Annotated in this window: 16 protein-coding genes; 3 read left to right on the top strand and 13 right to left on the bottom strand. The window is 69.9% G+C overall.

Features of this window, described 5'->3' with window-relative positions; all coding sequences use genetic code 11:
* Positions 1-6 precede the first annotated feature (6 nt).
* Together ACN27B_RS29700 and ACN27B_RS29695 are read right to left on the bottom strand one after the other, a co-directional pair.
* Positions 7-603, bottom strand: coding sequence for a CGNR zinc finger domain-containing protein (locus ACN27B_RS29700; protein WP_422742559.1), 597 nt, complete (start codon positions 601-603; stop codon positions 7-9).
* Positions 582-1,040 carry a Fur family transcriptional regulator gene (locus tag ACN27B_RS29695; RefSeq protein WP_422742557.1) on the bottom strand — a complete coding sequence of 153 codons (459 nt, stop codon included), beginning with the start codon at positions 1,038-1,040 and terminating at the stop codon, positions 582-584. Before ACN27B_RS29695 ends, ACN27B_RS29700 begins: the two co-directional genes overlap by 22 nt.
* Before the next feature lie 85 nt (positions 1,041-1,125).
* Here ACN27B_RS29695 and ACN27B_RS29690 point away from each other — a divergent pair, with 85 nt between their 5' ends.
* On the top strand, positions 1,126-1,740 hold the full coding sequence (locus tag ACN27B_RS29690) for a superoxide dismutase (protein ID WP_422742555.1): 615 nt from the start codon (positions 1,126-1,128) through the stop codon (positions 1,738-1,740).
* Between the two features lie 4 nt (positions 1,741-1,744).
* On the top strand, positions 1,745-2,017 hold the full coding sequence (locus ACN27B_RS29685) for a superoxide dismutase (RefSeq protein WP_422742553.1): 273 nt from the start codon (positions 1,745-1,747) through the stop codon (positions 2,015-2,017).
* Positions 2,018-2,129: 112 nt separating this feature from the next.
* Here ACN27B_RS29685 and ACN27B_RS29680 read toward each other — a convergent pair whose 3' ends face one another.
* The 10 genes from ACN27B_RS29680 to pucL all read right to left on the bottom strand — a co-directional run bounded on the left by ACN27B_RS29680 (position 2,130) and on the right by pucL (position 12,673).
* Positions 2,130-2,438 (bottom strand): hypothetical protein, encoded by a 309-nt coding sequence (locus ACN27B_RS29680; RefSeq protein ID WP_422742551.1) that lies wholly within the window; start codon positions 2,436-2,438, stop codon positions 2,130-2,132.
* A 472-nt stretch (positions 2,439-2,910) separates the two neighbouring features.
* The gene (locus ACN27B_RS29675; RefSeq protein ID WP_281593055.1) at positions 2,911-3,186 is read right to left on the bottom strand and encodes a hypothetical protein; all 276 of its coding nucleotides are present in this window, start codon (positions 3,184-3,186) and stop codon (positions 2,911-2,913) included.
* A gap of 18 nt (positions 3,187-3,204) precedes the next feature.
* Positions 3,205-3,531 carry a hydroxyisourate hydrolase gene (uraH, locus tag ACN27B_RS29670; protein WP_281593054.1) on the bottom strand — a complete coding sequence of 109 codons (327 nt, stop codon included), beginning with the start codon at positions 3,529-3,531 and terminating at the stop codon, positions 3,205-3,207.
* Entirely contained in the window at positions 3,531-4,040 is a 510-nt protein-coding gene (gene uraD / locus ACN27B_RS29665; protein WP_281593052.1) for a 2-oxo-4-hydroxy-4-carboxy-5-ureidoimidazoline decarboxylase, read from the bottom strand. The genes uraH and uraD overlap by 1 nt, the downstream gene beginning before the upstream one ends.
* Complete coding sequence (locus ACN27B_RS29660) at positions 4,037-5,464, bottom strand: guanine deaminase (RefSeq protein ID WP_281593051.1); 1,428 nt, start codon at positions 5,462-5,464, stop codon at positions 4,037-4,039. Before ACN27B_RS29660 ends, uraD begins: the two co-directional genes overlap by 4 nt.
* Positions 5,461-6,312 carry a xanthine dehydrogenase accessory protein XdhC gene (gene xdhC, locus ACN27B_RS29655; protein ID WP_281593050.1) on the bottom strand — a complete coding sequence of 284 codons (852 nt, stop codon included), beginning with the start codon at positions 6,310-6,312 and terminating at the stop codon, positions 5,461-5,463. Before xdhC ends, ACN27B_RS29660 begins: the two co-directional genes overlap by 4 nt.
* Positions 6,305-8,734, bottom strand: coding sequence for a xanthine dehydrogenase molybdopterin binding subunit (gene xdhB, locus ACN27B_RS29650; RefSeq protein ID WP_422742547.1), 2,430 nt, complete (start codon positions 8,732-8,734; stop codon positions 6,305-6,307). The genes xdhC and xdhB overlap by 8 nt, the downstream gene beginning before the upstream one ends.
* The gene (locus tag ACN27B_RS29645) at positions 8,718-10,277 is read right to left on the bottom strand and encodes a xanthine dehydrogenase small subunit (protein WP_422742545.1); all 1,560 of its coding nucleotides are present in this window, start codon (positions 10,275-10,277) and stop codon (positions 8,718-8,720) included. The genes xdhB and ACN27B_RS29645 overlap by 17 nt, the downstream gene beginning before the upstream one ends.
* 65 nt (positions 10,278-10,342) lie before the next feature.
* On the bottom strand, positions 10,343-11,680 hold the full coding sequence (gene allB, locus ACN27B_RS29640; protein ID WP_091606516.1) for an allantoinase AllB: 1,338 nt from the start codon (positions 11,678-11,680) through the stop codon (positions 10,343-10,345).
* Positions 11,681-11,767: 87 nt separating this feature from the next.
* Entirely contained in the window at positions 11,768-12,673 is a 906-nt protein-coding gene (gene pucL / locus ACN27B_RS29635) for a factor-independent urate hydroxylase (RefSeq protein WP_091606513.1), read from the bottom strand.
* 372 nt (positions 12,674-13,045) lie between these two features.
* On the opposite strand from pucL, the gene ACN27B_RS29630 reads away from it, so the two are divergent.
* Positions 13,046-13,696 carry a TIGR00730 family Rossman fold protein gene (locus tag ACN27B_RS29630; RefSeq protein WP_091606509.1) on the top strand — a complete coding sequence of 217 codons (651 nt, stop codon included), beginning with the start codon at positions 13,046-13,048 and terminating at the stop codon, positions 13,694-13,696.
* Positions 13,697-14,015: 319 nt separating this feature from the next.
* On the opposite strand, the gene ACN27B_RS29625 is transcribed toward ACN27B_RS29630, so the two are convergent.
* Positions 14,016-14,567, bottom strand: coding sequence for a 4'-phosphopantetheinyl transferase family protein (locus ACN27B_RS29625; RefSeq protein ID WP_422742542.1), 552 nt, complete (start codon positions 14,565-14,567; stop codon positions 14,016-14,018).
* Positions 14,568-14,677: the final 110 nt, after the last annotated feature.

Here is a 14,677-nt window from a genome sequence, read left to right as displayed (position 1 = left end):
CCGCCGTCAGGTGACACGCCGCCGCGCGCGATGCGCCCGCACGTGCGTGCGGGTCGCGCAGCGCGGCGAGCAGAACCGGCGACGCCGGTTCGTGCTCCCGTCCAGGAACACCGCGCCACACCCCGGCTCGGCGCACACCTTGAACCGGTCGACGCCCTGCTCGCAGAGGAACACCGCGAGCGCCCACACCGCCGCCGCCACATACTCCACCGCCGGGTCGCTGCCCACCGCGGCGACGTGCAGATGGCGATCCGACGGGCCGGTGCCGGAGATGACCGGCCGCAGCCGGTGCCGGGTGAGCAGCCGGTTGAGCCGGCCGACAGCCTCCCGGTCCCGGCCCGCGGCGGCGTCGACGAAGACCGCGCGAAGCTGCCGGCCCGCCGCCCCCAACACCGCGAGGCCGGTCGACGTGAGCCCATCGCCCAGGCCCGGCCACCGGGTCACCGCGGCGCACATCTGCGTGGTGTCGTCCCACCGCGTGTTGGCCAGGCACACCGCCAGCGCCGTCAGCTCACCGCGGTCGGTGAGATCCGTCCGGTGCCTGCGGGGGAGGGGCGCGGCCGTGCGACCGGCCAGCGCGGTCAGGTGGTCCTGCTGCGGCACGGCGCGCACCGCCCGTACACGACCACCCCGCCGTTACCCCCGTCCGGATCCACCTCGACGCCGACCGCACGGGCGGCCGTGACCGTTCCCGCCACCGCCGAGGCGGTCAGCTGGCGCATGCCGCCGCAGCCCTGACACACCGCGTGATGGTGCGGCAGGTCGGCCAACCCGAACGTCGCCGCGCCACCCACCGGCACGACGTGGGCCACGCCGAGGTCCACCAGGTGGGTGAGTACGCGGTGCACGGTGGACAGCTCCACCACCAGTCCCCGGCCGGTGAGCCGGAGATGCACCTCCGTGGCGCTGAGATGCCGGCGCTCCTCAGCGGCCTCGCCAAGCGCGTCGACGACGCCGCGACGCGCGAGTGTCGTGCGGAGACCGGCACGGCGGAGCCGATCCAGCACGGCGCTCACCCGGTCGACAGGCGATGTGATCAATCCCCGCTCCTCACGACAACCGGCACCTTGTTGCAAGATACTGGCAACAACAAAACTACGGCAGCATCACCGAAAGGGATCCCTGATGGCGCTCTACACCCTGCCCGACATGCCCTACGACTACGGCGCGCTGGAACCGGCCATGTCCGGCGAGATCCTGGAACTGCACCACAGCAAGCACCACGCCGCGTACGTCAAGGGCGCCAACGACGGCCTGGAGAAGCTCGCCGAGGCCCGCGAGAAGGGCGACTTCGGCACGCTGGTCGGCCTGGAGAAGACATTCGCGTTCAACCTCTCCGGCCACGTGCTCCACTCGATCTTCTGGGGCAACCTGTCCCCGGACGGCGGCGACCGCCCCGACGGCGAACTCGCCGCCGCGATCGACGAGCACTTCGGCTCCTTCGACGCGTTCGCCGGCCAACTCTCCGCGGCCACCAAGGGCGTGCAGGGCTCCGGCTGGGGCGTCCTCGCCTGGGAACCGCTCGGGCGGCGACTGATCGTCGAGCAGGTCTACGACCACCACGGCAACGTCGGCCAGGGCACCACGCCGCTGCTGGTCTTCGACGCCTGGGAACACGCCTACTACCTGCAGTACCGCAACGTCCGCCCCGACTACGTCGACCGGCTGTGGAACCTGGTCAACTGGTCCGACGTGATCGCCCGCTTCGACGCCGCCCGCGCCACGAGCCCGAAGATCTGACCTGGTGGATCAGACCACCCCCGCCGCGGCGGAACTCCTCCAACGCGCCGCCGGGGTCATCGCTGCGAAGCACCGCGGTGACCTCGCCGGCGCCGAGGAGCTGCTCGCCGCGTTCCCCGGCGAGCAGGCCTGCACCCTCGGGTTCTACCTGCTCGCCGACCTGGCCCTCGGGCTGGTCCGCGCGGGCAGCGGCCAGTCCATGGACGACCTGGTCCGGGAGCTGTCCCTGCTCGTCGCCGCCACCGCCGGCCAGCCACCACCGGTAGAGGGAAGCTGAGCGCAGGGTCCTCGACGCCCGCACGACCGGCGACGAGGACCCTGCCAGGCGTGTCGACTCTGCCGATCAGACCCAGGGTGGTGACTCGCTGTCGTGGCAGATGGGTTGGTTGTCAAGGGAGATGTCCCTCGGGTTGGTCGGTGCCGGTTGCTCCGGCGGGCGTGAAAAAGCGGCCGGTGCCGTCAGGCACCGGCCGCTCGTTGAGCAGCGGGGGCGCGAGCTTCAGAGTTGTGCTGAGCGTCATCGGCGGTGGGGTAACGGTTCGTGTTGCCCCTCGGACACGAACCGAATCCCAACGGTGCGTGGCAAGATCGACATTTGCCCGCACCGTTTGTGATTCCGGGTCGTAGGTCAGGTGCAACCCGAGGCTGCGGTAGACCTCCAGCTTGTGTTCCGGCTCGGCGTCCCGCAGGGCGTCCACGAGGTCTCCGAGCTCCTCGACAATGGCGATGATCTGATCCTCGTTGAGGCGAGCGGGTATGCGGGGTTCTTCTTCGGCTGGCGCTTGGTGGCGTTGCTCGGCGCGTTGCCGTTCTGCCTGGGTTTCTCGCCGCGCTCGCCAAGACCAGCCAAGATCCCGATCACTGCCACTGGATCCCGATCGCACTATTTGCGGCCGCCGACCAGGACCACAACGCCGGCGCCTGGGTTGCCTCTGCCGACATGGCCACCATCGCTGGTCTCGCCCATCTCGCCCATCTCGCCTACGCGCCACGACCCGAAGCCCTCGAGGAGCACAGCTACCTCATCGAGGCGGCAAGACCCGCTGTTCGCGGGCGTACAGCTTCACGAGGTCGTGCGGGTGCCGTCCGCTGCGTCACGCCGAGCAACGTGCTACTTGGTGCCACCCACAGGCACTTGTTGGGCGGCCGCCGCAGGCGCTGCCAGATCGCTCAGGGTGACTGCTCGGTCTCCGGCTGACGGTCGGTGTCGCCGCGAGGACGCTCGTCGCCCGCGACGAGGTAGCGACTTGCGCCGTCGCTTAGGAGCACGCCGAGCATCCACGACAGACCCGCGACGAACGCGAGATCAAAGGTCGCAACTCGTGTGAAGTGGCCGAGGGCCCAGCTGATCGCAGCAATTATTCCTGCTGGCCATGTCAGCCAGAACGATCGCACCGGAGTAGTCGTGAAGCCCACGGAACCTCCTGAGTTGTAGGTGTCGTTCATGACGACCATCCGCGCCCATCAGCTCCCCCGGTAGGTCGAGTAGCCGAACGGCCCGAGCAGCAGTGGTACGTGATGGTGCGCCCCTTTGTTGACGACCTGGAAGGTGACCACGATCTCGGGGTAGAAGGTATGGACGCCGCGATCGACGAAGTACCGCCCAGTGTCGAACCGGAGTCGGTGTACGCCCGCTTGGGGTGCGTACAGCTCGCGGACGCGCCCGTCGGCGTCGGTACAAGCCCGGGCGAGGTGCTGCCACGCGTCGCCATGACAGCGCTCGACGACGACCGCGAGTTCCGGCGCGGGGAGGCCGGTGGTGATGTCCAATACGTGAGTCGAGAGACTCATCAGCCCTCCGATCGCAGGAGTTTGCCCAGCCGGAGGCGGTTGATCGCGGCCAGGTCTGTGAGCGCTACCCGGCGCTCGGTCGCCGGGTCGTTCGCTAACCGGGAGCGGCAGATGGCGAGCAGCTCCGCCGCTGATCGTCCGTTCGCGTAAACCAGGTACAGGTGCCCGAAGCGCTCTTCGTAGGCCGCGTTGGCCTGGCCGAGACTCGTCAGCAGCTCCTCGTCCGCGGTGCCGACTCCTGCCTGCTCTCGCCGCGACCACTGTCCACCGCTGCCGCTCGTTGGCTTGCCGATCTGTGGGTGACCGGCCAACGCCTCGGCAAAGCCGGCCTCGTCGAGCATGGCGGTGCCGGCGTCGGAGGCCGCACAGAGCTCGTCCTCATTGGCGTAGGGCCGCCCGACGATGACCTCGGTCACCCATGCCTCTGCCGAGCAGCACCGGCGTAGGGCCGACCGGAGGCGCTCGTCTTCGGGCGCGGTGTTTAACCGATCCAGACTCCAGGTCGTCATCGGCTCACGCCACCGTCGGTGCCGGCTCGACTGCGATGACGCGTCCGCTCGTCGCTGTCGGTGCGCTGGGCTGCCTTGTTCGCCGCAAAAATGGTCAGGTTGCCGACGGGGCGAGGGCGTAGGGTGCGAGCGTCGATGGCTTTGGCCCTGACCGGTGCTCCGTCTATCCACACCTGCCCCAGGTCGTCCGCCGTGGCCAGCGCAAATACCTTCGCAAGTGCATCCTCTGGTCCGTTCGAGTGGCGTATGCCAATCTCCAGGACCGTGCCCGGACGGGGTCGTATCCAGATCGCGTCGAACCGCCTGCCGGCGCTCAGGTCGCCGATTTGGTCCCGCAGGCCCAGGGCCTGTGCCCCCGCCGCCGTGGCCATGTGCAACAGATGGGCAGCAGTGAGTGGCACGCCGTCCGCGCCGCGCAAACGTTGCAGGAGGTACGTCTGCAGCCCTTCTTTGAGAAGCGAGAAGCCGGTGCCCGCACCCACGTCGCAGCCGAGTGCCACAAGGACGCCGTGGGCGAGGTGGCGGTTGAGCGGGAACATGCCGCTGCCCAGCGCCGCGTTGCTCGTCGGGCAGTGCGCCACGCTGGCCTGGGCCTCGGCCAGCCGGGTCAGCTCGGTGTCAGTCGAATGCACGTTGTGTGCGAAGACGCTCTGTCGGCCGACCAGTCCGTGCCGGTCGTAGCAGTCCAGGTAGTTGGTGGTGCCGGACAGTCGCCGGACCGTGGCGACCTCGTCGAGGTTCTCGTTCAGGTGCGACGTGAACCAGCTGCCCACCACATCCCGGTGCAACTCCCCGCATGACGCGAGCAGTTCGTCGCTGCACGACAACGCGAACCGGGGGGTCACCGCGTACCGACTGCGTCCGACGCCGTGCCAGCGCCGTGCCAGCTCGCGGCCTTCGTCGTAACTGCGCTCTGCGGACGTGTGCAGCTCCGGCCGCAGCATCCGGTCACCGACGACCAGGCCGCTGGTGATCCGTAGGCCGTGCCCCGCGGCCGCCTGGAACAGTGCGTCCACCGCCGGCGCGAAGTGCGAGCCGAAAACCAGAGCGGTGGTCGTGCCTGCCGAGGTGAGGGCCGAGACGAACTCGCCGGCTACCACGCGCGCGTAGTCGATCTCGGCGATCCGTGCCTCCTCGGGCAGCGCGCAGCGTTCCAACCATTCCAGCAACGGCATCCCGAGCGCACCGATGACGCGGACCTGCGGGAAGTGCACATGGGCGTCCACCAGGCCGGGTAGCAGGACTCCATCGGAGAGCTCGACCAGCTGTGCCTCCGGGTGTCGGGAGCGCAGCGTGGCAAAGGCATCCCGCTCGACGATCCGCCCGTCCTCGACGAGCAGCCCCGCATCGCCGTCACAGCGGAGCGCGCCGCCGCGGAACGGGTCGTCGGGAGTGTCGACGACCTGAGCGCGGTAGAGGGTCATGGCCGGGCCGCCGAGGGAGCGCGGTCGTCGGCCATCGCCTGGTGATGTTCCATCCTGCCCAGGAGATCGGCGGCGACGCTGACGGCGATCGTCGCGGGCTCCTTGCCGTGGATGTCGGCGAGCCCGATGGGCGTGGTGATGCGGGCGATGGCCGTGGCGTCGTGGCCCTGTGCGGCGAGTTCGGTGCGGAACCGGGCCCACTTGCCCGCCGAACCGATGAGGCCGATGGTGCCGAATTCACCGCCGCGCAGCATCGCGTCGCAGAGGGAGAGGTCCTCCGCATGGTCGTGCGTCATGATCAACGCGTAGGTGCCTGTGGGCAGCTCGCCGAGCACGGTCTCCGGCAGCACTGCCACCCGGTGGACGTGCACCCGGGCCACCGCATCGGAGAAGACCGCCAACCGGTCCTCGGTGAGCTGCTCCGGGCGGGTGTCGATGAGATGTAGGTCGATATCATGCCGAGCCAGGACACGAGCCAGCTCCAGGCCCACGTGCCCTACGCCGAAGACAGCCACCACCGGCGCCACGGGTAGCGATTCGAGCAACACCGTGACGGTCCCTCCGCAGCACTGCACCCCGTGCTCGTAGGGCGCTTTGTCGGACAGCGCGAGCGTGAACAGCTCGGGCGTCGGGCCGCCTGCGGCCAGCAGCGTACGGGCCCGGTCGATCGCGACCGCTTCCAGCTTGCCGCCGCCGATCGAGCCCCACGTCTGCGTTTCGCTCACCACGAGCTTCGCGCCGGCCGCGCGAGGGGCATGGCCGCGGACCGTCACGAGCGTGACGAGTACACCGGGCTCACGGACGCTGCGCAGGTGCGCCACCGCTGCCAGCCAGGTTCCCTCAGACATGACTCACCGTCCGCAGGGCCCGCTCCGGCGTCGGGTGCCCGGCGTTCGCCGCCCCACCCGGAGCGAGGTCCGCGTCCGCCGTGGGGCCGTGCCCGCCGCACGCCCGGGCCCGCTCGATCGCCCAGAAGACCACCTCGGGGGTGGCCGGCGAGGCGAGGTCGATGCTGATGCCGGCGGGCCCGAACGCGGCCGCCGCCTGGCGCAGGGCCTCGCGCACGGAGAAGGCGAGCATCAGCGGCGGCTCGCCCACCGCCTTGGCGCCGTAGACCGCCCCCTCCTCGGCCGCGTCGGCCAACATCGTCACATTGAAGACCTCCGGCATCTCCGAGAAGCTGGGCAGCTTGTACGAGCTGGCCCCTCGCGTGGCCAGCTGGCCGCGCGCGGCTCCCGTGCCGGTGTTCCAACGGAGGTCCTCCAGGGTCAACCAGCCCGCGCCCTGTACGAACCCGCCCTCGATCTGTCCGATGTCGATGAGCGGTGACAGGCTGTCCCCGACGTCGTGCACGATGTCCACCCGTCGCGTTCGGTACGTGCCCGTGAACCCGTCGACTTCGACCTCGGCGGCGGCCACCCCGTACGCGAAGTACTTGAACGGCGAGCCCTGCATCGCCGCTGAGTCCCAGTACAGCCCCTCGGTGCGGTAGAAACCCGCCGCGAACAGTTGCACCCGCTGGAAGTACGCGGTCCGCACCAGATCGTTCCACTCGACGCCGGTAGGGGCCCCGGTACCCCGCGCCACACCGTCGACGATGCTGATGTCGGCGGCGTTCAGCCCCAGCATGGTGGCGGCCACCCGGGTCAGCCGCTCGCGAAGCTGTTCGCAGGCCTGCCTGACCGCGCCACCGTTGAGGTCGGCACCGCAGCTCGCTGCGGTCGCCGAGGTGTTGGGCACCTTGTCGGTACGTGTGGGCGCCAGCCGCACCCGGCCCAGTGGAATGCCCAGCTCGGTTGCTGCTACCTGCAGCATCTTGGTGTGCAGGCCCTGACCCATCTCGGTGCCGCCATGGTTGATCAGCACCGACCCGTCCCGGTACACGTGCACGAGTGCGCCGGCCTGGTTGAACGCGGTGAGGTTGAACGAGATGCCGAACTTGACCGGCGTGACGGCCAGGCCACGTTTGGCATGCGGATGTGCGGCGTTGAAGGCCGCGACCTCCCGCTGCCGGGCGGCAATGTCACCGGTGTCGACGACCTGACGCCAGAGCCTGTCCAGCCGTTCCGGGTGCCGGACCAACTGGCCGTACGGCGTGGTCTGCCCGCGGCGGTAGAAGTTGCGTCGGCGCAGTTCCATCGGGTCGATGCCGAGCAGTGGGGCGCAGCGGCCGAGGATGTCCTCGATGACCAGCATCCCCTGCGGGCCCCCGAAGCCCCGGAAGGCAGTGCTGGATGTCTTGTGGGTGCGCACGATGCGGCCGTTGAGTCGTACATGTGGCAACCAGTACGCGTTGTCAACGTGGCACAGCGCGCGGGCCAGCACCGGCTCGGACAGGTCGAGGCTCCAGCCGCCGTCCGAGGTCAGGGTCGCTTCGAGCGCGAGCAGCCGGCCCGCCGCATCGAACCCGACCCGCCACTCGACGAGAAACCCGTGCCTCTTGCCCGACATGGTCAGGTCCTGGGCGCGGGTCAGGCGCACCCGTACCGGGCGGCCGGTGCACGTCGCGCCCAGCGCGGCGATGGCAGCGAGGCCGTGTGGCTGCATCTCCTTGCCGCCGAAGCCGCCGCCCATGCGCAGGCACTGGACGGTCACCTCGTTGCTGGCCCGGCCCAGCACGTGGGCGACTATCTCCTGGGTCTCCGAGGGGTGCTGGGTACTGCTCTGCACGAAGACCTGCCCGGCTTCGTCGACGTGGGCCAGCGAGCTGTGCGTCTCCAGGTAGAAGTGCTCCTGCCCGGCGATTTCGAGTTCCCCACCGAAGACGTGCACGGCGTCGGCCAGACCGGTCTCGACGTCGCCCCGCACCAGTTGCGGCATGGCGCCCTGGAAACTGTCGGCGGCGATCGCCTCCCGCACGGTCACGTAGGAGGGCAACGGCTCCGTCTCGACCTCCACGGCGGCCGCGCCCACACGTGCCGCCTCGTACGTCTCGGCGAGCACCCAACAGACGGCGTGGCCGAAGAACATGACTTCCTCGGGGAACAATGGCTCGTCCTGCTTGATCCCGGCGTCGTTCACTCCGGGCACATCGGCGGCCGTGAGCACCCGGACGACACCTGGCACGCGGAGCGCCGGGGCGACTCGCAGCGCGGTGACCCGGGCGTGCGCCTGGGGCACCTGTACCGGGTGGGCGTGCAGCACATCCTTGGTACGAGGGATCAGGTCGTCGGTGAACTGTGCCGCACCGGTGACGTGCAGCCGCGCACTCTCGTGCGGGACCGCTGCACCCACCGCGGGACTCTCCGGCCTCTCAGACAGCGCGCTCATTCCGTGGCCTCCTCTCGGCCTGGTGCTCGGTGGCCGCGGCGATCCGTCCGCCGGGGACTGCGGTGATCTCGTACGGGGCCGGGTTCTCGGCGTAGAGCTTGAGTAGGCTCTGGCCGAGCATCGCGGCTCGATACTCGGCGCTGGACCGGTGGTCGTCCTGCGGTGTGCCCTCGCGGCGCAAAGACCGAGCGGCGGCAGCGACGGTGGCTGCGGACCAGGGGTTGCCCTCCAGCGCCGCCTCGGTCGCCCGGGCCCGGATCGGTGTGGCCGCCACCCCACCCAGGCCGATGCGTGCGCGGGTGACCGTTCCACCGACGACGTCGAGGGCGAAGCCGACGGCGACGCTGGTGACGTCGTCGAACCGCCGCTTCGCAATCTTGTGGAAGGCGACGAGGCCGGCGAGCGGGCGTGGGATCCGCACTGCCCGGATCAGCTCGTCGGAGCGACGAACGCTGCGCCGATACCCGGTGAAGTAGTCCGCCAGCGGCACCCTGCGTTCGCCGTCGACGCTGACCAGGATGACCTCGGCGGCAAGCGCGAGCAACACCGGCGCGGTGTCGCCCACCGGGGATCCGGTGCCCAGGTTGCCGCCAATGGTGGCTCTGTTGCGGATGAGCCTGGAGGCGAAGAGGGGGAACATGTGGGCGAGCAGCGGCACCCGGCCCGCGAGGCGGCGCTCGATCTCGCTGAGGGTCAGTCCGGCACCGACCTCGATGCTCTCCGGCGTGATCATCAGCTTCCGCAGCTCCGCGAGGCGGTCGATCGCGAGGACCGACTCGGCCCGGGCGCCCTGCAGGTTCACCTGCACACCCCAATCGGTGGAGCCGGCCACCACGGTGGCAGTGGGCTGCTCGCGAAGCCGTCGCAGGGCGTCGGGCAGCGAGGCCGGCCGGACGAACTCCCGGCCCCCGTGCCGCAGCCGAACGGGCCGGGGCGGCGCCGTGGGCGCCTGCTGGCGTTGCACAAGCTGGTCGTCGGGCACCGGTGGACCGAGTGCGAACGCGGCGTCGCGAATCGGCCGGTATCCGGTGCAGCGGCACAGGTTGCCGCTGAGGGCGTCCAGGTCGAAGCCGTTGGGCCCCTTGTCGTGTCCGGTCACGTCGCCGTCCGGGGACGCCCGTCTTCCGGCCCGGTAGTACTCGGCAGCCATGCTGCAGACGAAGCCGGGTGTGCAGTAGCCACACTGCGATCCACCGCGGACGGCCATCTCGTGCTGGACCGGGTGCAGGCGGTCGGGGCTGCCCAGCCCCTCGGCAGTGCGGATCTCCTGGGCATCCAGGGCGGCGACCGGCAACAGGCATGCGTTGACCGCCACCCATTCGGTGGGCGAATCAAAGCCGGGTCGGGCGACGAGCACCGCGCAAGCGCCGCACTCACCCTCTCCGCAACCCTCCTTGCAGCCGGTGAGGCCTCGTCCACGCAGCCATTCCAGCGCCGTGGTGTGTGGCGTGACATCCCCGAGTGGAGTGATCCGGCCGTTGACCGTGATGTCGCCGCCGCTCCGCGTGGTGTCGTCAGGCAGCGGGGGCGTGTCGGTCGACACCGCTCGGCCCGCGGTCGGCTCCTGCCGACCGGGTAGGTCCGGTCGGAATGCATGGTGCGTCCCGGTCATCTTCTTCCCCTCATCAACAGCTTCCCGAGCGGCTGTCCCTCCGTACGTACGCGCCGCCCGCGAAGCCAGGTCTGCCGGACGATGCCGGCCAGCCGTCGACCCGAGTACGCCGTCAGCTGGTGACGGTGCAGTAGGCTCGCCGGATCGACCACGAAATCGGCGTCCGGGGCGAAAACACACAGATCCGCGTCGGCGCCGGCGGCGATGCGACCCTTGTACGGCAGCCCGACGCGCTCGGCTGGGCGCTGCGCCATCCAACGCGTCACGTCGGCCAGCGAGTGCCCGCGCGAGCGGGCCGCCGTCCATACCACCGGCAGTCCCAGCTGCAGGCCCGCGATGCCACCCCACGCTTTGCCGAAGTCGCCGTGTTCGAGCAGCTTGAGCTCGGGCGTACAGGGTGAGTGGTCCGAGACGACCATGTCGATGTCTCCGGCGGCGAGCGCCTGCCACAACCGGTCCTGGTTGCCGCCGTCGCGGATCGGCGGGCAGCACTTGAACTGGGTCGCTCCATCCGGGATATCGGTATCGGACAACGTCAGGTAGTGCGGGCAGGTCTCCACCGAGACATCGACACCGGCAGCCCTGGCTGCGGTGAGCCCTGACAGCGCGTGGGCGCTGGACAGGTGCAGGACGTGGGCCCGGCCACCGGTCGCGCGCGCGGCGTTGATCACCTGGTCGATCGCGCGATCCTCGGCCCGGTGCGGGCGGGAACGCAGGAAGGCCGCGTACTCCGGCCCGGTGGGGCGTGGCGCCAGTGCGACCACCTCGGCGTCCTCGGCGTGCACGATCAGCATCGCACCGAGGCGAGCCGTCTCTGCCATCGTCGCGACGAACTCCGCAGCGTCCAGCGGTGGAAACTCCGGCACCCCGGAGTCGAGCAGGAAGCACTTGAAGCCGAAGACTCCGCCGTCGTGCAGGGCCGCCAGATCGGTGATGTTGCCCGGCACTGCCCCGCCCCAGAAGCCCACGTCGACGTAGGTCTGGCCGCGGGCGCAGCCCTGCTTGGTGGCCAGCGCGGTGGGCGTGGTCGTCGGTGGAATGCTGTTGAGCGGCATGTCCACGATGGTGGTCACTCCGCCGGCTGCGGCTGCCCGGGTCGCGCTGGCATAGCCTTCCCACTCGGTACGACCGGGCTCGTTGACGTGCACATGGGTGTCGACCAGGCCCGGCAGAAGCACCTCGTCATCAGCGAGAGTGATCGACTCCTGGGCTTCCAGCTTCGCGTCGAGTGGTGCCACGACGGCGATGCGCCCGTCACGCACACCGATCACACCCGCGGTCTCGGTGCCCTCGATGACCACGCGTCGACTGCGAAGGACGAGATCCAGCATCATGATCGCGCCTCGTCGGGCCGTCCGGCGATCAGCGGACAACAGATGGCGAGGCGGTGACGCCCGGAGTCGGCCATGTCGCTCGTCAGTTCACAGGAAGGACGGCACGGCGAGCCAGGCGTCGCCCGGCTCGGGCGCGTCGTCGCGGGTCACGGCGGCCTCGATGAGCCCGTACGGCCGGTCGGTGGCGGTGAACACCTCGCCGCTGTTCTCCAGGCCGAATCGGGCGAGGTCAACGGGGAAGTGATGCTTGTTGGGTGCGGAGAAGCGGATCTCGGCCACCTCTTCGTGAGCCTTGAGCACGTGCGCTCCCATCAGATAGAGGGTCTCCTGTAGCGCCCGGCTGTAGGTGGTGGCGAAGGTCTCCAGCAGCGACGCACTGATGGCGCCGTACGTCGAGTTCCAGTCGACCTCGGTACCCGCGTACCGCCACCTCGCGACGAGCGAGGTGGCGAGGATGCGGTCGTCGGTCTCCTGCAACGTCGTGTATTCGTCCCGGAGGAAACCCTTGAACTCCGAACCGGTCGACTTGAGCAGGACCAGGTCACGTAGGCCGGAAACCACGCGGACCAGCTGCTCGGCGTTCCGCCCGGAGAGCGTGACCACGGTCGTCCGGACGGCTCCGCCGCGGCGGAGGAACGCGTGGTCGTGGCCGGCCCCGTCGACGTCGATTCGGTCCCAGGCGTACTGCTCGACGCGGACCTGGGCGCCGGACGCCTTGGGGGACGCCTCGATCAGCCGTTGGCCGACCGCGATCGCGTAGTCCTCGGGAGACGTGACGCCGTGCTTCTTGGCGTACACGAAGGCGGTGTTCTTCTGGGTGTCGGTCGGTAGCACATCCCGCTGGTCTCCCTCGACGTGCGCCGCGGCGAAGTCACCGCGTAACGCCGTGGAGACGTTCAGATCCCAGATCTCGTGTCGCGGGTTGTCCCGGTAGATGCGCACGACGCGGTTCTCGGCCTTGCCGTACTGGTCGAAGCTGAGCACGGTACCCATGACGTCCCTCCTACGTGTCGGTCGGTCGTCCTGTCGATGTCCGCATCGTGGTGGCCGTCCAGCCGGTGGCCGTCCAGCCGGTGGCCGTCCCCGATCAGCTCCCCACCCGGGGCGCGGATCGGGTGCGAGCCGCCGGATCCCGTCTCGTGCTGATGCCGACGGCAACGAGGCAGGGCCAACGCGTAGGAGTCGAGGCGATCCCCAAGTGGATCTCCACCGCGCCCGAGAGGGACGGGGCTCGTGGACGTCGGGTTTCCTTCATCGTGGGATCACCGTCCACCGCTGACCTGTCGCCGCCCTATCGGCGATCTCTTGTCGTCCTGCTCGCCGTCGATATCTTCGTGATAGACGCGGCGTCCCCAATGCAGTGTCATGAGCCTGCGAGTCATGTCGGCGGCGCCGACCGAGCCTGATCCCCGAGGCGCTGCGGCGCGTCCCCTGACCATCTGTGTCTTCTGCGGCGCCCGGCCGGGCCGGCGGGCGGCCGACACCGAGGCGGCCCGGCACCTGGGTCTGCTGATCGGCCGACGCGGTCACCGGTTGCTCTACGGCGGTGGTGGTTCGGGGCTCATGGGCGAGGTGGCGTGGTCCGCGCAGCGGCACGGTGCGCCCGTGACCGGGGTCATTCCCACGTTCCTGGTCGAGAAGGAGCGAGGCATCGCGGCACCACCGCAGCAGACGGTGGTCACCTCGACGCTGGGCGAGCGCAAGGTGGCGTTCCTCACCCAGGCCGACGCGTTCGTCGCCCTGCCCGGCGGGTTCGGGACTCTCGACGAGGTGCTGGAGGTGATAAGCCTCAACCAGCTGAAAGTGTTGACCAAGCCGATCGTGCTGGTCAACACCGACGGGTTCTGGGATCGGTTCCTCGGAATGGCGCAGGAGCTGACCGACTGGGGCTTCACCGATCCCGACCTCGGCTCGCTCTGCTCGGTGACCGGCACCACGGAGGACGCGCTGCGGTGCGTGGAGAGGCACGCGAACCACACCGCGGGACTGGCCGCCGTCGACGCGGAGCGGCTCTGAGCCGAGTTCATCGGTTGCCGAGTCCCATAGGCGGGTCGTGACCCACTCTTCGTACCTCGACGGTCCGCGCATGCTGCACGACAGCGACACCGCCGACCGAGGTGCGACCGACCGCTCGGGTGGCCGCCCGGCGGCACCTCGGCCGCCGCCAGGTCACCTGCCGCGAGGGCCGTGTCACGGGCAGCCGCCGGGTCGGCCCAGGTGTCTGTTCAACGGACGTCCGCCGCCGGCGCCCACTGTCGATCACTGCGTACCGGAGCGTTCAGAGGTCGACCGGCCGCCCGTTCGGGGCGTCCGTCGAGCGGGCGGGGTGGGCTTGTCAATCGCCTGACCCGACCGCCACCGCGGTCAGGATCAACCGGTCGGTCGCCAGGAAGCGTCCGGAGAACCGGGACCGCGGTCCGTCGACGAGCAGTTGCGCGCTGAACCGGCCCGCAGTGGGGTCGATGGTCAGCCGGGCGTCCGGCAGTCCGAGCCACCGTCCGGTCAGCGGAAACCACGCCTTGTACACCGCTTCCTTCGCGCTGAACAGCAGCCGGTCCCAATGCGTCCGAGGATGGGCACTGCGCAGGTCGCGCAGCATGTCGGCCTCGCCGGGCGCGACGATGTAGTCCTGGGTTCCGGCCAGCAGTGTCTGGTGCGGCTCGGCGTCGATGCCAACCGACATCAGGTCGGCCGAGCGCGCGACGGCGGCCGCTCGGTAGCCGGTGCAGTGCGTGATGCTGCCGACCACCCCGGTCAGCCAGACCGGCGCCCGTTCGGCACCGATCCGGATCGGTGCCGGAGCCACACCGAGCCGCCGCAGGGCTTCGCGCGCGCAGCGGCGGGCGGTGACGAACTCCCGGCGCCGGAGGTCGACGACGTTCGCCACCAGGTCCTCCTCGCCAGGGAACACCGGCTCGCCGGGTATGTCGGAGAACGCCTCAGCGGTGCGTACGGCGGCCGGGAGCAGAGTCGCGAGCATCGACCAGAGTCTACGGC

The organism is Micromonospora sp. WMMD754, assembly GCF_049315235.1.
GTDB lineage: Bacteria > Actinomycetota > Actinomycetes > Mycobacteriales > Micromonosporaceae > Micromonospora > Micromonospora sediminicola.
This window is presented reverse-complemented; position numbering and strand designations above follow the sequence as displayed.